The 14,514-nt window shown below is 32.5% G+C and carries 16 protein-coding genes and 1 pseudogene; 16 read left to right on the forward strand and 1 reads right to left on the reverse strand.

Annotated features, from left to right (window positions below; translation table 11 throughout):
- The first annotated feature begins 2 nt into the window (after positions 1-2).
- From ACEW8E_RS04710 to ACEW8E_RS04755, 10 genes are all read left to right on the forward strand, one after another.
- On the forward strand, positions 3-413 hold the full coding sequence (locus tag ACEW8E_RS04710) for a DUF309 domain-containing protein (RefSeq protein ID WP_373479187.1): 411 nt from the start codon (positions 3-5) through the stop codon (positions 411-413).
- Between the two features lie 302 nt (positions 414-715).
- Positions 716-2,062: a CmpA/NrtA family ABC transporter substrate-binding protein gene (locus ACEW8E_RS04715; protein ID WP_373479188.1), complete on the forward strand. Its 1,347-nt coding sequence runs from the start codon at positions 716-718 to the stop codon at positions 2,060-2,062.
- Positions 2,063-2,177: 115 nt separating this feature from the next.
- Entirely contained in the window at positions 2,178-3,008 is an 831-nt protein-coding gene (gene ntrB / locus ACEW8E_RS04720; protein WP_373479189.1) for a nitrate ABC transporter permease, read from the forward strand.
- Positions 3,009-3,133: 125 nt separating this feature from the next.
- The gene (locus ACEW8E_RS04725; RefSeq protein WP_373479190.1) at positions 3,134-5,134 is read left to right on the forward strand and encodes a nitrate ABC transporter ATP-binding protein; all 2,001 of its coding nucleotides are present in this window, start codon (positions 3,134-3,136) and stop codon (positions 5,132-5,134) included.
- Between the two features lie 123 nt (positions 5,135-5,257).
- Positions 5,258-6,067: a nitrate ABC transporter ATP-binding protein gene (locus ACEW8E_RS04730; protein WP_373479203.1), complete on the forward strand. Its 810-nt coding sequence runs from the start codon at positions 5,258-5,260 to the stop codon at positions 6,065-6,067.
- Between the two features lie 94 nt (positions 6,068-6,161).
- Positions 6,162-8,945, forward strand: coding sequence for a cyclic nucleotide-binding domain-containing protein (locus ACEW8E_RS04735; RefSeq protein WP_373479191.1), 2,784 nt, complete (start codon positions 6,162-6,164; stop codon positions 8,943-8,945).
- 197 nt (positions 8,946-9,142) lie between these two features.
- Positions 9,143-9,433 carry a type II toxin-antitoxin system Phd/YefM family antitoxin gene (locus tag ACEW8E_RS04740; protein WP_373479192.1) on the forward strand — a complete coding sequence of 97 codons (291 nt, stop codon included), beginning with the start codon at positions 9,143-9,145 and terminating at the stop codon, positions 9,431-9,433.
- Complete coding sequence (locus ACEW8E_RS04745) at positions 9,417-9,743, forward strand: type II toxin-antitoxin system RelE/ParE family toxin (RefSeq protein ID WP_373479193.1); 327 nt, start codon at positions 9,417-9,419, stop codon at positions 9,741-9,743. Before ACEW8E_RS04740 ends, ACEW8E_RS04745 begins: the two co-directional genes overlap by 17 nt.
- Before the next feature lie 129 nt (positions 9,744-9,872).
- Entirely contained in the window at positions 9,873-10,133 is a 261-nt protein-coding gene (locus ACEW8E_RS04750; RefSeq protein WP_373479194.1) for a hypothetical protein, read from the forward strand.
- Positions 10,134-10,136: 3 nt separating this feature from the next.
- Positions 10,137-10,511, forward strand: a complete 375-nt coding sequence (locus ACEW8E_RS04755; protein WP_373479195.1) for a type II toxin-antitoxin system VapC family toxin — start codon at positions 10,137-10,139, stop codon at positions 10,509-10,511.
- On the opposite strand, the gene ACEW8E_RS04760 is transcribed toward ACEW8E_RS04755, so the two are convergent.
- The gene (locus tag ACEW8E_RS04760) at positions 10,483-11,028 is read right to left on the reverse strand and encodes a hypothetical protein (protein ID WP_373479196.1); all 546 of its coding nucleotides are present in this window, start codon (positions 11,026-11,028) and stop codon (positions 10,483-10,485) included. The two genes, ACEW8E_RS04755 and ACEW8E_RS04760, sit on opposite strands and share 29 nt — an antisense overlap.
- Positions 11,029-11,181: 153 nt before the next feature.
- Here ACEW8E_RS04760 and ACEW8E_RS04765 point away from each other — a divergent pair, with 153 nt between their 5' ends.
- The 6 genes and pseudogenes from ACEW8E_RS04765 to ACEW8E_RS04790 all read left to right on the forward strand — a co-directional run.
- A complete protein-coding gene (locus ACEW8E_RS04765; RefSeq protein WP_373479197.1) occupies positions 11,182-11,778 on the forward strand; it encodes a hypothetical protein in 597 nt (198 codons plus the stop codon).
- Between the two features lie 183 nt (positions 11,779-11,961).
- Positions 11,962-12,990: a hypothetical protein gene (locus ACEW8E_RS04770; protein WP_373479198.1), complete on the forward strand. Its 1,029-nt coding sequence runs from the start codon at positions 11,962-11,964 to the stop codon at positions 12,988-12,990.
- Positions 12,991-13,138: 148 nt separating this feature from the next.
- Complete coding sequence (locus ACEW8E_RS04775) at positions 13,139-13,294, forward strand: hypothetical protein (RefSeq protein ID WP_373479199.1); 156 nt, start codon at positions 13,139-13,141, stop codon at positions 13,292-13,294.
- The gene (locus ACEW8E_RS04780) at positions 13,278-13,619 is read left to right on the forward strand and encodes a type II toxin-antitoxin system PemK/MazF family toxin (RefSeq protein ID WP_373479200.1); all 342 of its coding nucleotides are present in this window, start codon (positions 13,278-13,280) and stop codon (positions 13,617-13,619) included. Before ACEW8E_RS04775 ends, ACEW8E_RS04780 begins: the two co-directional genes overlap by 17 nt.
- Before the next feature lie 121 nt (positions 13,620-13,740).
- A complete protein-coding gene (locus tag ACEW8E_RS04785) occupies positions 13,741-13,959 on the forward strand; it encodes a hypothetical protein (protein ID WP_373479201.1) in 219 nt (72 codons plus the stop codon).
- Positions 13,960-14,226: 267 nt separating this feature from the next.
- Positions 14,227-14,376 (forward strand): annotated as a pseudogene (locus tag ACEW8E_RS04790) (BrnT family toxin); the annotation flags it as partial.
- Positions 14,377-14,514 lie beyond the last annotated feature (138 nt).

Here is a 14,514-nt window from a genome sequence, read left to right on the forward strand (position 1 = left end):
GTATGAATGAACTTTTTATGCGAGGCATAGAAGAATTTAACCAACAAAAATTTTATGCTTGTCATGATACTTTAGAAGAAATTTGGCTAGATTCTGTTGAACCTGATAAGACATTTTATCAAGGAATTTTACAAATAGCAGTAGGTTGTTACCATCTTAGTAATAGTAATTGGCGAGGGGCTGTTATTTTGTTAGGAGAAGGGAGTAAAAAATTGCGAGAATATGAGCCTGATTATTTTGATATTGATGTAAGTAAATTATTAGAAAATAGCTATAATTTATTAACTTCTTTACAACAAATTAATCCTGAATTAGTGACAGAATTTTATCAACAATTAATTAATAATCAGCTAGAAAATAATTTAAGTTTACCATATATTCAGAACTCAGATCTTACACCTGTTAAAAATTAACTGATGATGGTAGGGTGCATAGCAAGGAGCAAAGGACAAAGGGATTAAAATTGACTCAAACTATACTAAAATTGATTTTTTGACTTTTGCTTATTAAGTATTTTTGATCTGATACAAGATCTATTAGAAAGTATTTGATAAGGGAAATTAATATTGGATAATTTTTACTTATGTTAAATATATAAAATAATCAAGTCAGATTATAGTTTTTTCAAGGATATTTTATTAATATATGTATAGACTTTAACGAATAAATAAAACAATAATCATAGACTCACGGTTATGAATAATGGAGTAATTCTATGTCAAGTGTTTCTCGTCGTCAATTTTTAGTTACCACTGGAACTTCTGCTATTACGGCAGTTTTCCTTAAAGGATGTTTAGGTAATCCACCAGAGACAACAAGCAGTATATCAAGTACAGAAGTTACACCCGTAACCTTAACACCAGAAACTACTCCCGAAACTCCTACTATACAGTTAGGATTCGCTCCGATTTTTGAAGCTGCACCGTTAATCGTGGCTAAAGAAAAAGGATTTTTTGCCAAATATGGCATGAATGAGGTAGAAATCGCTAAACAAGCTAACTGGGGCTCAGCAAGAGATAACGTTGAAATTGGTTCGGCTGGTGGTGGTATAGATGGAGGACAATGGCAAATGCCCATGCCTTACCTTATTTCTGAGGGATTAATTACCAAGAATAACGTCAAAATACCCATGTATGTTTTGGCAATGTTGAACACCCAAGGCAATGGAATTGCCATCGCCAAAGCTCAAGAAGGTAAAAATATCACCTTAGACATGACTAAAGCCAAAGATTATATAGTGGGCTTAAAACAATCAGGAAAACCATTCCGAGCCGCTTTTACCTTTCCCAAAGTCAATCAAGATTTTTGGATTCGTTACTGGTTAGCCGCTGGAGGTATTAATCCTGATACAGATGTAAATTTAATGACTGTACCTGCTGCCCAAACCGTAGCTAATATGAAGACAGGTTCAATGGAAGGATTTAGTACAGGCGATCCTTGGCCTACCCGTATCGTTGCTGATGATATTGGTTTTATGTCCGCTTTAACTGCTCAAATATGGGCTAATCATCCTGAAGAATATCTTGCTATTCGTGCCGATTGGGTGGATAAAAACCCCAAAGCGACTAAAGCTGTATTAAAAGCAGTGATGGAAGCTCAACAATGGTGTGATACCCAAAGTAATCGAGCAGAATTAGCACAAATATTGTCTGGGGCAAACTATTTTAATGTACCAGCTACCGTACTCAAACCAGCGTTAATGGGTAAATATAAAATGGGTGACGGGCAACCCGATATAGATGATTACAAAATGGCGGTACAGTATTGGAAAACCGATAAAGGTAGCGTTTCTTATCCTTACAAGAGCTTAGATTTATGGTTTTTAACTGAAAGTGTGCGATGGGGATTTTTACCCGCAAGTTATTTAGATACAGCTAAAGCCTTGATTGATAAAGTAAATCGTGAGGATATTTGGAAAGAAGCGGCAAAAGAAGCAGGTATTCCAGATGCTGATATTCCTACAAGTACATCAAGAGGAGTTGAGAAATTTTTTGACGGTAAAGAATTTAATCCAGAAAATCCCAAGGCTTATTTAGATAGTTTAACTATTAAAAATATTTAGCCTTTAGTAATCAGCTTTTCTATCAATTTTTATAAGCACAAATTAGAAATCATAGTCTCAAAAAAGACTTTTTAAATTATTAATAATTAAGTTTAAAAAAGAGGAAATTAATATCATGGCAACCAGTATAAACACATCAAGAAATAGTAGTAATTTTTTTACTAAATTTTGGAAGAAAAATGGCAAAAATATTTTACCCCCTATTTTAGGAATTTTAGGTTTTTTGATCATTTGGCAATTATTTTCTAGTATTGGATTAGTTAAATTACCGGGGCCAATTTCTCTTATTACTAATGAACGAACTCGCATTTATTTAATGTACCCATTTTTTGATCGTGGTGGTACTGATGTTGGTTTATTTTGGCAGGCCATGGCTAGTTTACAAAGAGTTTTAATCGGCTATTCTTTTGCGGCAATTGTTGGTATTGGAGGTGGCATTTTAGTTGGTTTAAATCCTTTCTTAAATAAGGCATTAGATCCCCTCTTTCAATTCTTAAGAACTGTTCCTCCTTTAGCATGGGTACCCATTGCCCTTGCAGCATTACAGCAAAATCAACCTGCTGCATTATTCGTTATTTTTATTACCGCAGTTTGGCCTATTTTACTTAATACTGTAGTAGGTGTTCAACAAATACCACAAGACTATATTAATGTTCAACAAGTTTTACAACTTTCTAATAAAAAATTCTTCTTTAAAATTTTAATTCCTTCTGCTTTACCTTACATTTTTACTGGTTTAAGAATTGCCATTGGTTTAGCTTGGTTAGCAATTATTGCGGCAGAAATTGTTATGTCTGGTATTGTTGGAATCGGGTTTTTTATCTGGGATTCTTACCAAAATAATTATATTAGTGACATTATTTTAGCACTAATTTATATCGGTTCAATTGGTTTAATTTTAGACAAATTAATGGCTTGGATTCAATCTCAAATTGTCCGTGAATAATTTTCTTAGTAAGTTCTTTATAACTAGAAAAAAGCTTTTATAGCAAGTATTTAAAGAAGAGAAAATGCCTAAAGCCCTAACTACAAATAATTAATAATTTTTAAGTATTTTAAGGAGTAAAATTTATGTCTGTTTTTGTTGCGGTTGATAACATTGAAAAAGTATTTCCTCTCACTGGTGGCGGTGAATATTTAGCCCTAAAAGGCATTAATTTAGAAATCAAAAAAGGTGAATTTATTTCTCTAATTGGTCACTCTGGTTGTGGTAAGTCCACTCTCTTAAATATGATCGCTGGTTTAGATTTACCCTCGGAAGGAATTGTAACTTTAGAAGGGCAAAAAATTCAAAAACCAGGACCTGAAAGGATGGTTATTTTTCAAAGTTATTGTCTTTTGCCTTGGTTAACGGTTCGTCAAAATATCGCTTTAGCTGTCGATCAAGTTATGAGTACTTTTTCACAATCTGAGCGAGATCAAATCATTGAAGAACATATCGATTTAGTTGGTTTACGTCATGCCGTTGATAAGTTGCCTAATCAGTTATCTGGCGGTATGAGACAACGAGTTGCCATTGGCCGCGCTTTATCTATTCGTCCCAAATTACTTTTATTAGATGAGCCTTTTGGAGCTTTAGATGCCTTAACCAGAGGCAATTTACAAGAACAGTTAATGCAGATCTGCGATCGCTATCAAATTACTGCGGTAATGGTAACTCATGATGTGGATGAAGCGGTATTATTATCAGATAAAATCGTCATGTTAACTAATGGGCCAGGGTCAAAAATTGGGGGTATTTTAGAAGTAGATATACCTCGTCCTCGTCAAAGAATGGAAGTCGTAAATCACCCTAGTTATTACAGTTTAAGAAGCGAAATTATTTACTTTTTAAACCAACAAAAAAGAATCAAAAAAATCAGAGCTCAAAAACAAGGAGTTATCTCCCGTCACGGTTTAGAAAAAGTTAATTTAGAAATCGGTTTTGTACCTTTAACGGCTTGTGCTCCTTTAGTAATAGCTAAAGAAAAAGGGTTTTTTGTCAAACATGGCTTAGATGAAGTTAATGTAGTCAGAGAAACCAGTTGGCGAGGAATTGTTGATGGCATCGCTGGAGGTTACTTAGATGCAGCTCAAATGCCTGCAGGAATGCCCACTTGGTTAACCGTTGGTGGTAATCAAGATGAACCTTTACCCGTGGTAAGTGCGTTGACAATGACTCGTAATGGTAACGGTGTCACCCTTGCTAAGAAATTTTATGACATGGGAGTTCATGACGGCCATCATCTTAAAAGAATGTTACTGGAATCTGTGGAAGAAAATCATACTTTTGGCATGGTACATCCATCATCTATGCACAATATTTTACTCCGATATTGGTTAGCCGCCGAAGGCATTGATCCCGATCAAGATGTACACTTACAGACTATTCCTCCAGCGCAAATGATCGCCGATTTAAAAGCAGGTAGTATTGATGGTTACTGTGTTGGCGAACCTTGGAATTTACGCGCAGCTATGGAAGGTTTTGGCTTCACCGTAGCCACAGATTTAGAGGTATGGAATGGACACCCCGGCAAAGTTTTAGGAGTAAGGGAAGATTGGGCTAACGCCTATCCTAACAGTCATATAGCTCTTGTAAAAGCCCTTTTAGAAGCCTGTCAATATTGTGCTAATCCTCATAATCAAGAGGAAATACGCAAGATTTTAAGCGATCGCAAATATTTAAGTACGAATATTGATTACATTCAACTAGGCGATCCAAATTCCTATAGTTGTAATTTAGAAAAATCTGTCGAATATGCTCATCATCGGTTTTATGGAGATGGTATGAATCGCCCAAGTCGTACAGAACATTTATGGATGATGACGCAAATGGCACGATGGGGAGATATTCCTTTCCCTCGTAATTGGGTAGAAATTTTAGAAAGAGTATGTCGAGTAGGTGTCTTTAGCACCGCTTGTCGTGAATTAGGGTTAAGCGACTTAAAATATCGCCGAGAAGCCATTAAACTCTTTGATAATATACCTTTTGACGGTGAAGATCCCATCGGTTATTTAAACCATCTGAAAATTAAGCGTAATGTCACCATGGCGGAAATTCCCCTTAACTCCCGTATCCTAGTTACCGCCTAACTTTTAACTTTACCCATTACCCGAAAATAAAAACAAACACCTTTGCGTCTTTGCGCCTTTGGGTGAAACAACAAAACAGGAGAAAAAATAATGCAAATATCAACTAAAAAATTCGCACAAAAAATGGAAAAACAACTATATCAGGACTCATTTTTAACCATCGATAACGTTTCTAAAGTTTATCCTACCCCCACAGGTGGTTACACCGTCCTTAAAGACGTTAATTTAAACATCAATCAAGGGGAATTTATCTGTGTAATTGGTCATTCTGGTTGCGGTAAATCCACCCTTTTAAATATGGTTTCAGGCTTCGCTCAACCTACTTCAGGATCAGTACAATTAAAAGGTAAACCCATTATAAAACCAGGTCCCGATCGCATGGTAGTATTCCAAAACTACGCCCTTTTACCTTGGTTAACGGTATTTGAAAACGTATATCTAGCCATTGATTCGGTATATCCTGAGAAAAAGGAAGCCGAAAAAAGAGCCATCGTTAGAGATCATTTAGCCTTAGTTGGTTTAACCGAAGCCGCCGACAAAAAACCCCCTCAAATTTCTGGAGGCATGAAACAACGTACTTCCATCGCCCGTGCTTTAGCTATTCGCCCTGAAGTACTCATTTTAGATGAACCTTTTGGGGCATTAGATCCAATTACTAAAGAAGAGTTACAAGAAGAATTACTTAATATTTGGAATGAATATCGTTGTAATGTTTTAATGATTACCCACGATATTGATGAAGCCTTATTTTTAGCTGATAGACTGGTGATGATGACTAACGGACCTTCTGCTACTATTGGGGAAGTGTTAAATATACCTTTTCCTCGTCCTCGTGATAGAGAGCGTATTATGGAAGATCCAGCTTATTATGATTTGCGTAATTATGCTTTAGATTTCCTCTATAATCGTTTTGCGCATGATGATGTCGCTTAAATAATTAATAATTAACAATTAACAATTAATAAATTTATTATTTTATATTTAATACATATTTTTCATCTTTTATAATTTTAATATAACAATTTTTATGTTTAATAAAACTCCAGAAAAAACCATGCACTCTGTTAGGTGGACATTAACAATTGCGTGGTTTTTGATCATTTTATCTTTATTTTATGATCCTATTTCTCCTTTATTAACTTCTCCTGATAATTTAGCTAGTCCATTAAAAGTTAATTTAGATACTTGTATACAAGTTCAAGGTAATTGTTTAGAAAAAAATGCTTATTATTTAGGAGCTCCTATTTTTTGGGGAATAATTGTCCCTAGTGCTATTTTTATTCTCCTTATTTTTGGTCATGAATTATGGCGTAGAATTTGCCCTTTATCTTTCCTTTCTCAAATTCCTAGAGCTTTAAATTGGCAACGTAAAATTAAACGGGTTAGCACTAATGGTTCAGTCCGTTTTGAGATACCTAGAGTTGATAAAAATTCATGGTTAGGACGCAATTATTTATATGTACAAATGGGGTGGTTTTTTTTCGGTTTATGTTGTCGTATTCTTTTTATTAATGCCGATAGATTAGCTTTAGCTATTTGGTTATTATTTACTATTTTTTCAGCTATTTTTGTAGGTTATTTTTACGGTGGAAAATCTTGGTGTAATTATTTTTGCCCCATGTCTCCCGTGCAAAAAATTTATGGTGAACCTAAAGGATTATTTACCAGTAAAGCTCACATTACAGATGATAAAATTACTCAATCTATGTGTAGAATTATTGAAGATAATCAAGAAAAAAGTGCCTGTATTGCTTGTCAAAGTCCTTGTATTGATATTGACTCCGAAAGAAGTTATTGGGATAATATAAATCAAAGCGATCGCCAATTATTATATTATGGTTATTTTGGTTTAGTTATTGGTTATTTTCTTTATTATTATTTATATTCTGGTAATTGGGATTACTATTTTTCTGGTATTTGGGCTTATGAAAAAAATCAGTTAAATACTCTTTTACGTCCCGGATTTTATATTTTTAATCAAGCAATTTCTATACCTAAAATCATAGCAGTTCCTCTGACTTTAGGATTATTTACTATAGGAAGTTATTATTTAGGAAAAAATATCGAAAAATTTTATCAAAATAAATATAAAAATAAGATTTCACCAGAATTAATTAGACATCGAATATTTACTATTTTAACCTTTATAATTTTTGACTTTTTCTTTATTTTTGCGGGGAGATCATGGTTAACTTTATTACCGATAAAAGTTCAATATATTTGGGATTTTACTTTAGTTTTCTTAAGTTCAATTTGGGTATATCAAACATGGGCTAGAAGTCCTGAAATATATTCCAAAGAAAGTTTAGCTACTCGTTTGAGAAAACAATTAAGTAAATTAGGTTTAAATATTAGTCGTTTTTTAGAAGGAAAATCTCTCGAAAATCTCAATACCGATGAGGTTTATGTATTAGCAAAAGTATTGCCCGGATTTACTAAAGATAAGCGTCAAGAAGTCTATAAAGGTGTTTTAAAAGAATCTTTACAGGAAGGTTATGTTAACACTGTTAGCAGTTTAGAAGTTTTAGAACAATTACGATCAGAATTAAATGTTACTGATGATGAACACCGCACAATTTTAACAGAATTAGGTGTAGAAGATCCCTCCTTACTTGATCCTTCTAAACTACATTCTCTCGAAAATTCTGTACGCTTAACAGGTTATCGTAAAGCCTTAGAAAGAATGCTATCTTTACAACAAAAGGCTTCTCTTGATGAACTTTTACAGGATAATTCTCAGGATATACGCAAACTACGTCAAGAATATTCTATTACTTATCAAGAAGAGGAAGAAATTTTACATGGTTTACACCCAGAATCAGGAATCATGGCACGAGCAGAACATATTTTATCACAACTAGAGCAATTAATTGAACGTTATCATGCTCTTAATCAACCTCGTTTTTTACCTCAAGGAGAAATTTTAAACTTATTAAGGAAAACTGTTAGACAGAAAAAACGTCTTTTAGTGAGAGGATTATTAGAAATTATTGAAAATTGTGAAGATTTAACTATTTCTCAGGAAATTGCTCAAAAATTAGTTAATCTTTCTCCCAGTGTTTTATCTGAAGTTTTAAACAATTTTAATTCTAATTGGTACGTTAGATTACAAGAAAATATTTTATCTTTATTGAAGCAACCTACTAATAATATTGTTAGTTGTGCCTTAGATATTGACGAAAACACAATTATTGGTCATTTACAAGGTTTATTATTAGAATCTAATCCTATTACTCAAGCAATTACTTTATATATTTTGGCACAAATTAATTTGAAAATTGCTCAAGAAGAAGCTAAAAATTTACTGAGTAATAAAAATCATTTTTTAGTCAAAGAAACTGCTCAAAATTTAGCTAACTATGATAGTTTAAATTTGTCTAATTTTGTTACTTTAGAAAAAATTATTTACCTAGGCAATGCAAACTTTTTTGACGGGATTCATAGCAATACTTTAATAGAATTAGCCGAATTATCTTATCTAAAAAATTATCAAACTGAAGAGATTATTTCTGATGAAGGTGATACCTGTCGTGAATTATTATTACTAATAGAAGGAAGAGTAGAAATTCTTTTACCACGAGAAAATGATACCCCTATTATTTCTAGTTTATTGCCCGGACAAATTCTTGATGAATTAGAAGTTTTATCCCACGAAAAACAAGCAGGAAAAATTATTGCTAAAACAACTCCTACAAAAATTTTAGCGATCGCAATAGATAGTTTTGATGATATTTTAGAAGAAGATCAAGAGTTTTCTCGTCGTATTTTAGAGTTAGAAAGTAGTCGCCTAAAACAATTAATTAGAAAATAATAATCAAACAAAAAAGGAATAAATCCCCTACTATTAAAAATTATAATTAACACAAAAATAGTTTTTTTAGCCCTCCAACCCCAAGTCTGGGGGAGTTGTTTTGTTCTTACCTCCAGAATTGGAGGATGTAGATAGCACTTTTTCTAATTTTAGGCTAACATTAAATTAAATGCTAATTTAGTGTACTATAGAGAACTATGATTAACTTAAGTCAGGATATTCAATCTCTCTCAACTTTTAAGCGTAATACCAACGAATTGATAACCCAAATGAAACAAACTGGTAATCCAGTAATTTTAACAGTTAATGGAAAGGCAGAATTAGTAGTACAAGATGCTGTTTCTTATCAAAAATTACTTGATTCTATCGAACATTTAGAAACAATTATTGGGATAAGAAAAGGATTAGAAGATATTGCGAAAGGTGAAACACAATCTCTAAATCAATTTATCCAAGAAATGCAGGAAAAACATGGAATTTCAAGCTAAATTAACCCGTAATGCTAAAGTGGAAATAGAATCTACTTATCTTTGGTTAAAAAATGTTAATCCAGCTTATGCTGATCAATGGTTTAGAGATTTAATGGATACGATTGCTACTTTACAAGATAAACCTAGACGTTGTACTAGAGCAAGAGAAAATGAATATTTTCCTGAAGAAATAAGACAGCTTATGTATGGAAAATCAAGGAATAAATACCGTATTATTTTCACGATTATAGAGGATATAGTTTATATTCTTTATGTTCGTCATAGTTCACAATCTTCAATAAAATTTGATTTTCTTGATCTAGAATAATAGCGATCGCTTTTTTAAAGGGAGTTTACAGTGCGTGCAGCGTGCCCATCGCTTTTTAATATTGTAAAGTATATATAATAGTATAGTAATTTTAGGATTAACCAATTATTAACAAGTAAAAGTCAGACTATGTTAAAAACTTTTAACGCTATTTTGAAAAACAATTCTATTCAATGGCTTGATGAAACTCCCAAAATAGAACTAGATACTTCTGTAAATGTCTATGTTACTTTCTTAGAAGAAATAACAATAAATCAAACTAAATCTAATGGTCAAAAAATGGCAGAAGCCTTAAGTAAAATCTCTAAAAATAATATTTTTGCTAATATTAACCCGCAAAAATGGCAACAAGAAACACGTCAAGATCGTCTCCTTCCTAATCGTGATTAAAATATGTTACTTGATAGCAATATTATCATTTATGCTGCACAGCAAGAAAATGAATTTTTAAGGGAATTTATTACTAATAATTCTCCTTATATATCTGCTCTTTCTTATCTGGAAGTATTAGGTTATCATCAATTAACTGATGAAGATAAAACCTATTTTGAGGAATTTTTTAATGCTTCTCAAATTTTACCAATTTCTCAAGCTGTAATTGATCAAGCAGTGAGACTAAAACAAATTAGAAGAATGTCTTTAGGAGACGCTATTATTGCAGGTACAGCGAAGATTTATGATTTAACTGTAGTTACTAGAAATGTTGATGATTTTAGTTGGATTACTGAATTAAAATTACTTAATCCTTTTGATAGTTTGGGAGTGTAGGGGAGTTAGATGTGCGATCCTTTTTCTGGGAAGTTGAGAGTGTGATGGTGTGTGCGCGCAGCGTGCCTTTGGCATCGCTTTTTTGAAGGGAGTTGAAAGTTCGATCACTTAACCCTTTATTTTTTAACTTTTTTACTATCCCTAATTGAAACTGATATTGCGATGATTTTTTATTGTCTAAAATCGCTTTTTTTTCTCTACAAACATTTGAATAATTTATTTTGCTTTTCTTTCCAAAACTAAATACACTGTTACTTATATTATTTTGCGTTTCTAAAAACTGCTTTAAATTTCGCTTATGAAGAGGTTTGTCGAAAATATTTGAGAGTAATTGTAACAACTGATAACCCACATCCCTCACATGACCTTCTGTGAAACCATTTTTATCGCCAATGTCAGAATATTTTTCTCCCTTCAATGTTCCCTCTAAAATTGATCGTTGTAAATCAGTGAGAACTTTACCCGTTTTGTCTTCCATCACCTCATCAATAAATTCTAACATTTCAGGGATATTCATTACTTTCAAAAGAATTAATCATTATTGGGAATTGTTTTGTATTCTTAGATTGTAATTTTATCAAAAAAGTTCCAAAAAGTTCCGATCTTTTCCGCTTTAAAATCCGTCAAAGTTTATTTACTCTTGAAATAACTACTTAAGAGGATTTAATTCATGAAAAATCAGTTAAGAATCTCAATTTCCTTTTTTGGAATCTTAGCAGGAAGTTTAGTTTTCTCCTTTTCAAATCAACCTAAAACATTGGCTGATCATTGCGGTTTCCTTGATTTTACAGGTAATTGCGTGCATGAAAATTCTGCTGAGTGTCAATCTCTTGATTGTACGCAACGAAATTTTAAACCTCAATCTTCAGGAAAAATGATTTTGAGCAATAAAAATACAAGTCTTGCAATTAATGCATGGGATGGAGCTCAACATGGAACTGTTTTGAGACTAAACAATAAGTGTGTTTCTAGTAATCCTGATTGCACATGGACATACAGAAATGGAATGCTTCTCAGTGACAAAAATCCGAGTTTAGCAATTAATGCATGGGATGGAGCTCAACATGGAACTGTTTTGAGACTAAACAATAAGTGTGTTTCTAGTAATCCCGACTGCACATGGACATACAGAAATGGAATGTTTGTTAGTGATAGAAATCCAAGTTTAGTAATTAATGCATGGGAAGGTGCACAACATGGAACTGTCTTGCGTCTTCACAATAGTTGTGTTCCTAGTAATCCTGATTGTACTTGGTCATTAAGATAATTATATGAACGCTTTTTATTAGCAAAGTTTGAAGGTGCGATCAAGCTTTATAAAGATTTGGAGGACGATCACTTATAGGTTGGGTTAACATAGCAAAACCTAACATCTACCATTTCCAATGAGAGAGCAAACTCTCATATTTAGATTAAAAATTATTAGATTACAAACTTTTAAAGGTGATTTATGAAAGTATCAAAGTTTTTAAATATTTTGGGATTAATCACGGGCTTAATGTCAGCAAATATGATTGAAATCCCTTCTATTAAAATAAAAAATAATAATGCTATAGCTATTACAATCCCTAATTTTTCGCCAAGTGCTAATTTTAAAGATAGTACTTTAACAGTAGAAATTCCTGCGGCTTTAATTCAAGCAGGGTTATCTGAAGTTTTACGAGCTAATGAAGGTGAAATAAAAAGTACAGAATTTCAGAAAGTTAGATTGGTTAATATGAGAGCAACTCTCACAAATAGAGGTGTTAGAGTTTCAGGTAATTGGAGGATTTCTGTTAGGGAAAGAATTACAAAAAATCCATTAACTGGGAACTGGAGTCATACACCTTGGGTTAATGAACAAGGAAACTTCCATCAAGATTTTAATCTTAGTGTTGTCAATGGACAGTTGAGAGTATCTACAAATGGAAGACCAAATGTTAATTCTTCTGCTTGGTATGGGGTAATTATAGACGAAGTCATCCATTATTTGGAGGTTCGGAAAAACGTCAAGAATTTGTTAGATGAACAATTATCTCGTTTTAATGGTTTAAACCTTCAAGAAATGTTGGTGAAATATGGAGCAAATACAGCCGCTAATCAATTGGGAGTTGATCAGAATCAAGTAAGTAGTTTTATTAATTCTAATGTTGGTGGAATTAATGGAAATTTTAATAGTAGCAGATTAACTATTTCTTTGAGTATTCCTAGTTTACAAACTTCTTCAAATCAACCTAAAATGATTTTGAGCAATAAAAATACAAGTCTTGCAATTAATGCATGGGATGGAGCTCAACATGGAACTGTTTTGAGATTACACAAAGACTGTAATCCTAGTAATCCCGATTGCACATGGACATACAAAAATGGAATGTTTGTTAGTGATAAAGATCCTAGTTTGGCAATTAATGCATGGGATGGAGCACAACATGGAACTGTATTGAGGCTACACAATAAGTGTGTTCCTAGTAATCCTGATTGTACTTGGTCATTAAGATAGTTATCTGAACGCTTTTTATTAGGAAAGTTTGGAGATGCGATCGATTTTTAGTAAGTGGGAGGTGCGATCGCTTTTTATGAATTATAATGTTATGTATTATCTTCATTTAAGGTAAATTGTTATGGTGACAAAGGAAAAAATAAAATCAATGATTCTACAATTACCTGTAGAAGAAATTAATCAATTAATTAATGAAATTACGGAAACTATTGAAACCAAAGATTTTATGAAACTAGCAGAAACAGGTTTTCAAGAGTGGAATGATCCAGAAGAAAATATTTATAACAATGAAGCCGAAAATTAATGAAATTTGGCTAGTTTCTTTTCCTTTTAGTGATTTAACTGGTAATAAACTTAGACCCGCTTTAGTTATTGCTATCCATCGAGAAGAAACCATTATTGTAGGAATATTCTCAAAAATACCTAATGAAAATTTACGAGAAACTTGGGTTCTGGTTTCTGATCAAGATGCTAAGTTTAAAGAAACTGGACTTAAGAAAAGTTCATTAATCAGAGCGGATAAAATAGCAACAGTTAATGAAGTTGTTTTTCAAAGAAAATTAGGGGTTTTATCATTAGAATTAATTGAAAAGGTAAATTTAGCTCTTAAAAAATCTCTTAATTTATAATTGCGGTCACCTGCGCTGTGCCTTTGGCATCGTTTTTGTGGGGGAGTTGAGAGTGCGAAACCTTCCCTTCCTATTGAGATACAATGATGATTTGAGGAATAACCGAATAATATTGAGTGAGATGAAAACAATTACCCTGCAAATAAACGATCGCATCAATGAGCAATTTATGACTCTTTTGAAGCATTTTTCAGAGAATGAATTAAGGATTTTAGAAGAATCTGAGTATGTTAGTGATGATGACTATTTAAGATCCCTCTCAGGAATGGTTGAAAGCATCAAAAAAGCTAGAAAAGAACCAATTGAAAATAGTGTTACCTTAGATGAATTAGATTGGTAATGTATAAGATAATTTTTATGACACAAGCACAGAAAGATGCGAAAAATTTATCTTCTAGTGGATTGAAACAAAAAACATTGAAATTAATTGAAATTATAAGCAACATCGGTTAGTTTATGAAGTCATTGAAAAAGAAAAATTGATTAAAATATATCGGATGTGGAGTCACTACGAGTAGTGTAGTGAATTTTAGAAAGGCGATCGATCTTTTGGAGAGTTTTGAGGTACGATCATTGATAATAAGTTTATTATTATTTGCCTTTATGTATGAAATTTGAATGGGATCAACAAAAAGCAAAATTAAATTTATCAAAACATGGTATTTCATTTGAAGAAGCTCAAACTGTTTTTGATGATCCACTATATGTTGATTTTTATGATCCAGATCACTCAAAAAATGAAGATCGTTATATTATAGAAGTTACGCGCTTTACAAATTATCAATAATGTGCAATAACGAAATATCGTTATTTGAGGCGATCAGTAATAACTATAGAATATTTGGTAATCATAAAAAATAGTTCTAAAAATGACCTTATAATATTGGAAAAGCCA

It is taken from the genome of Geminocystis sp., from assembly GCF_041753295.1.
Lineage (GTDB): Bacteria > Cyanobacteriota > Cyanobacteriia > Cyanobacteriales > Cyanobacteriaceae > Geminocystis.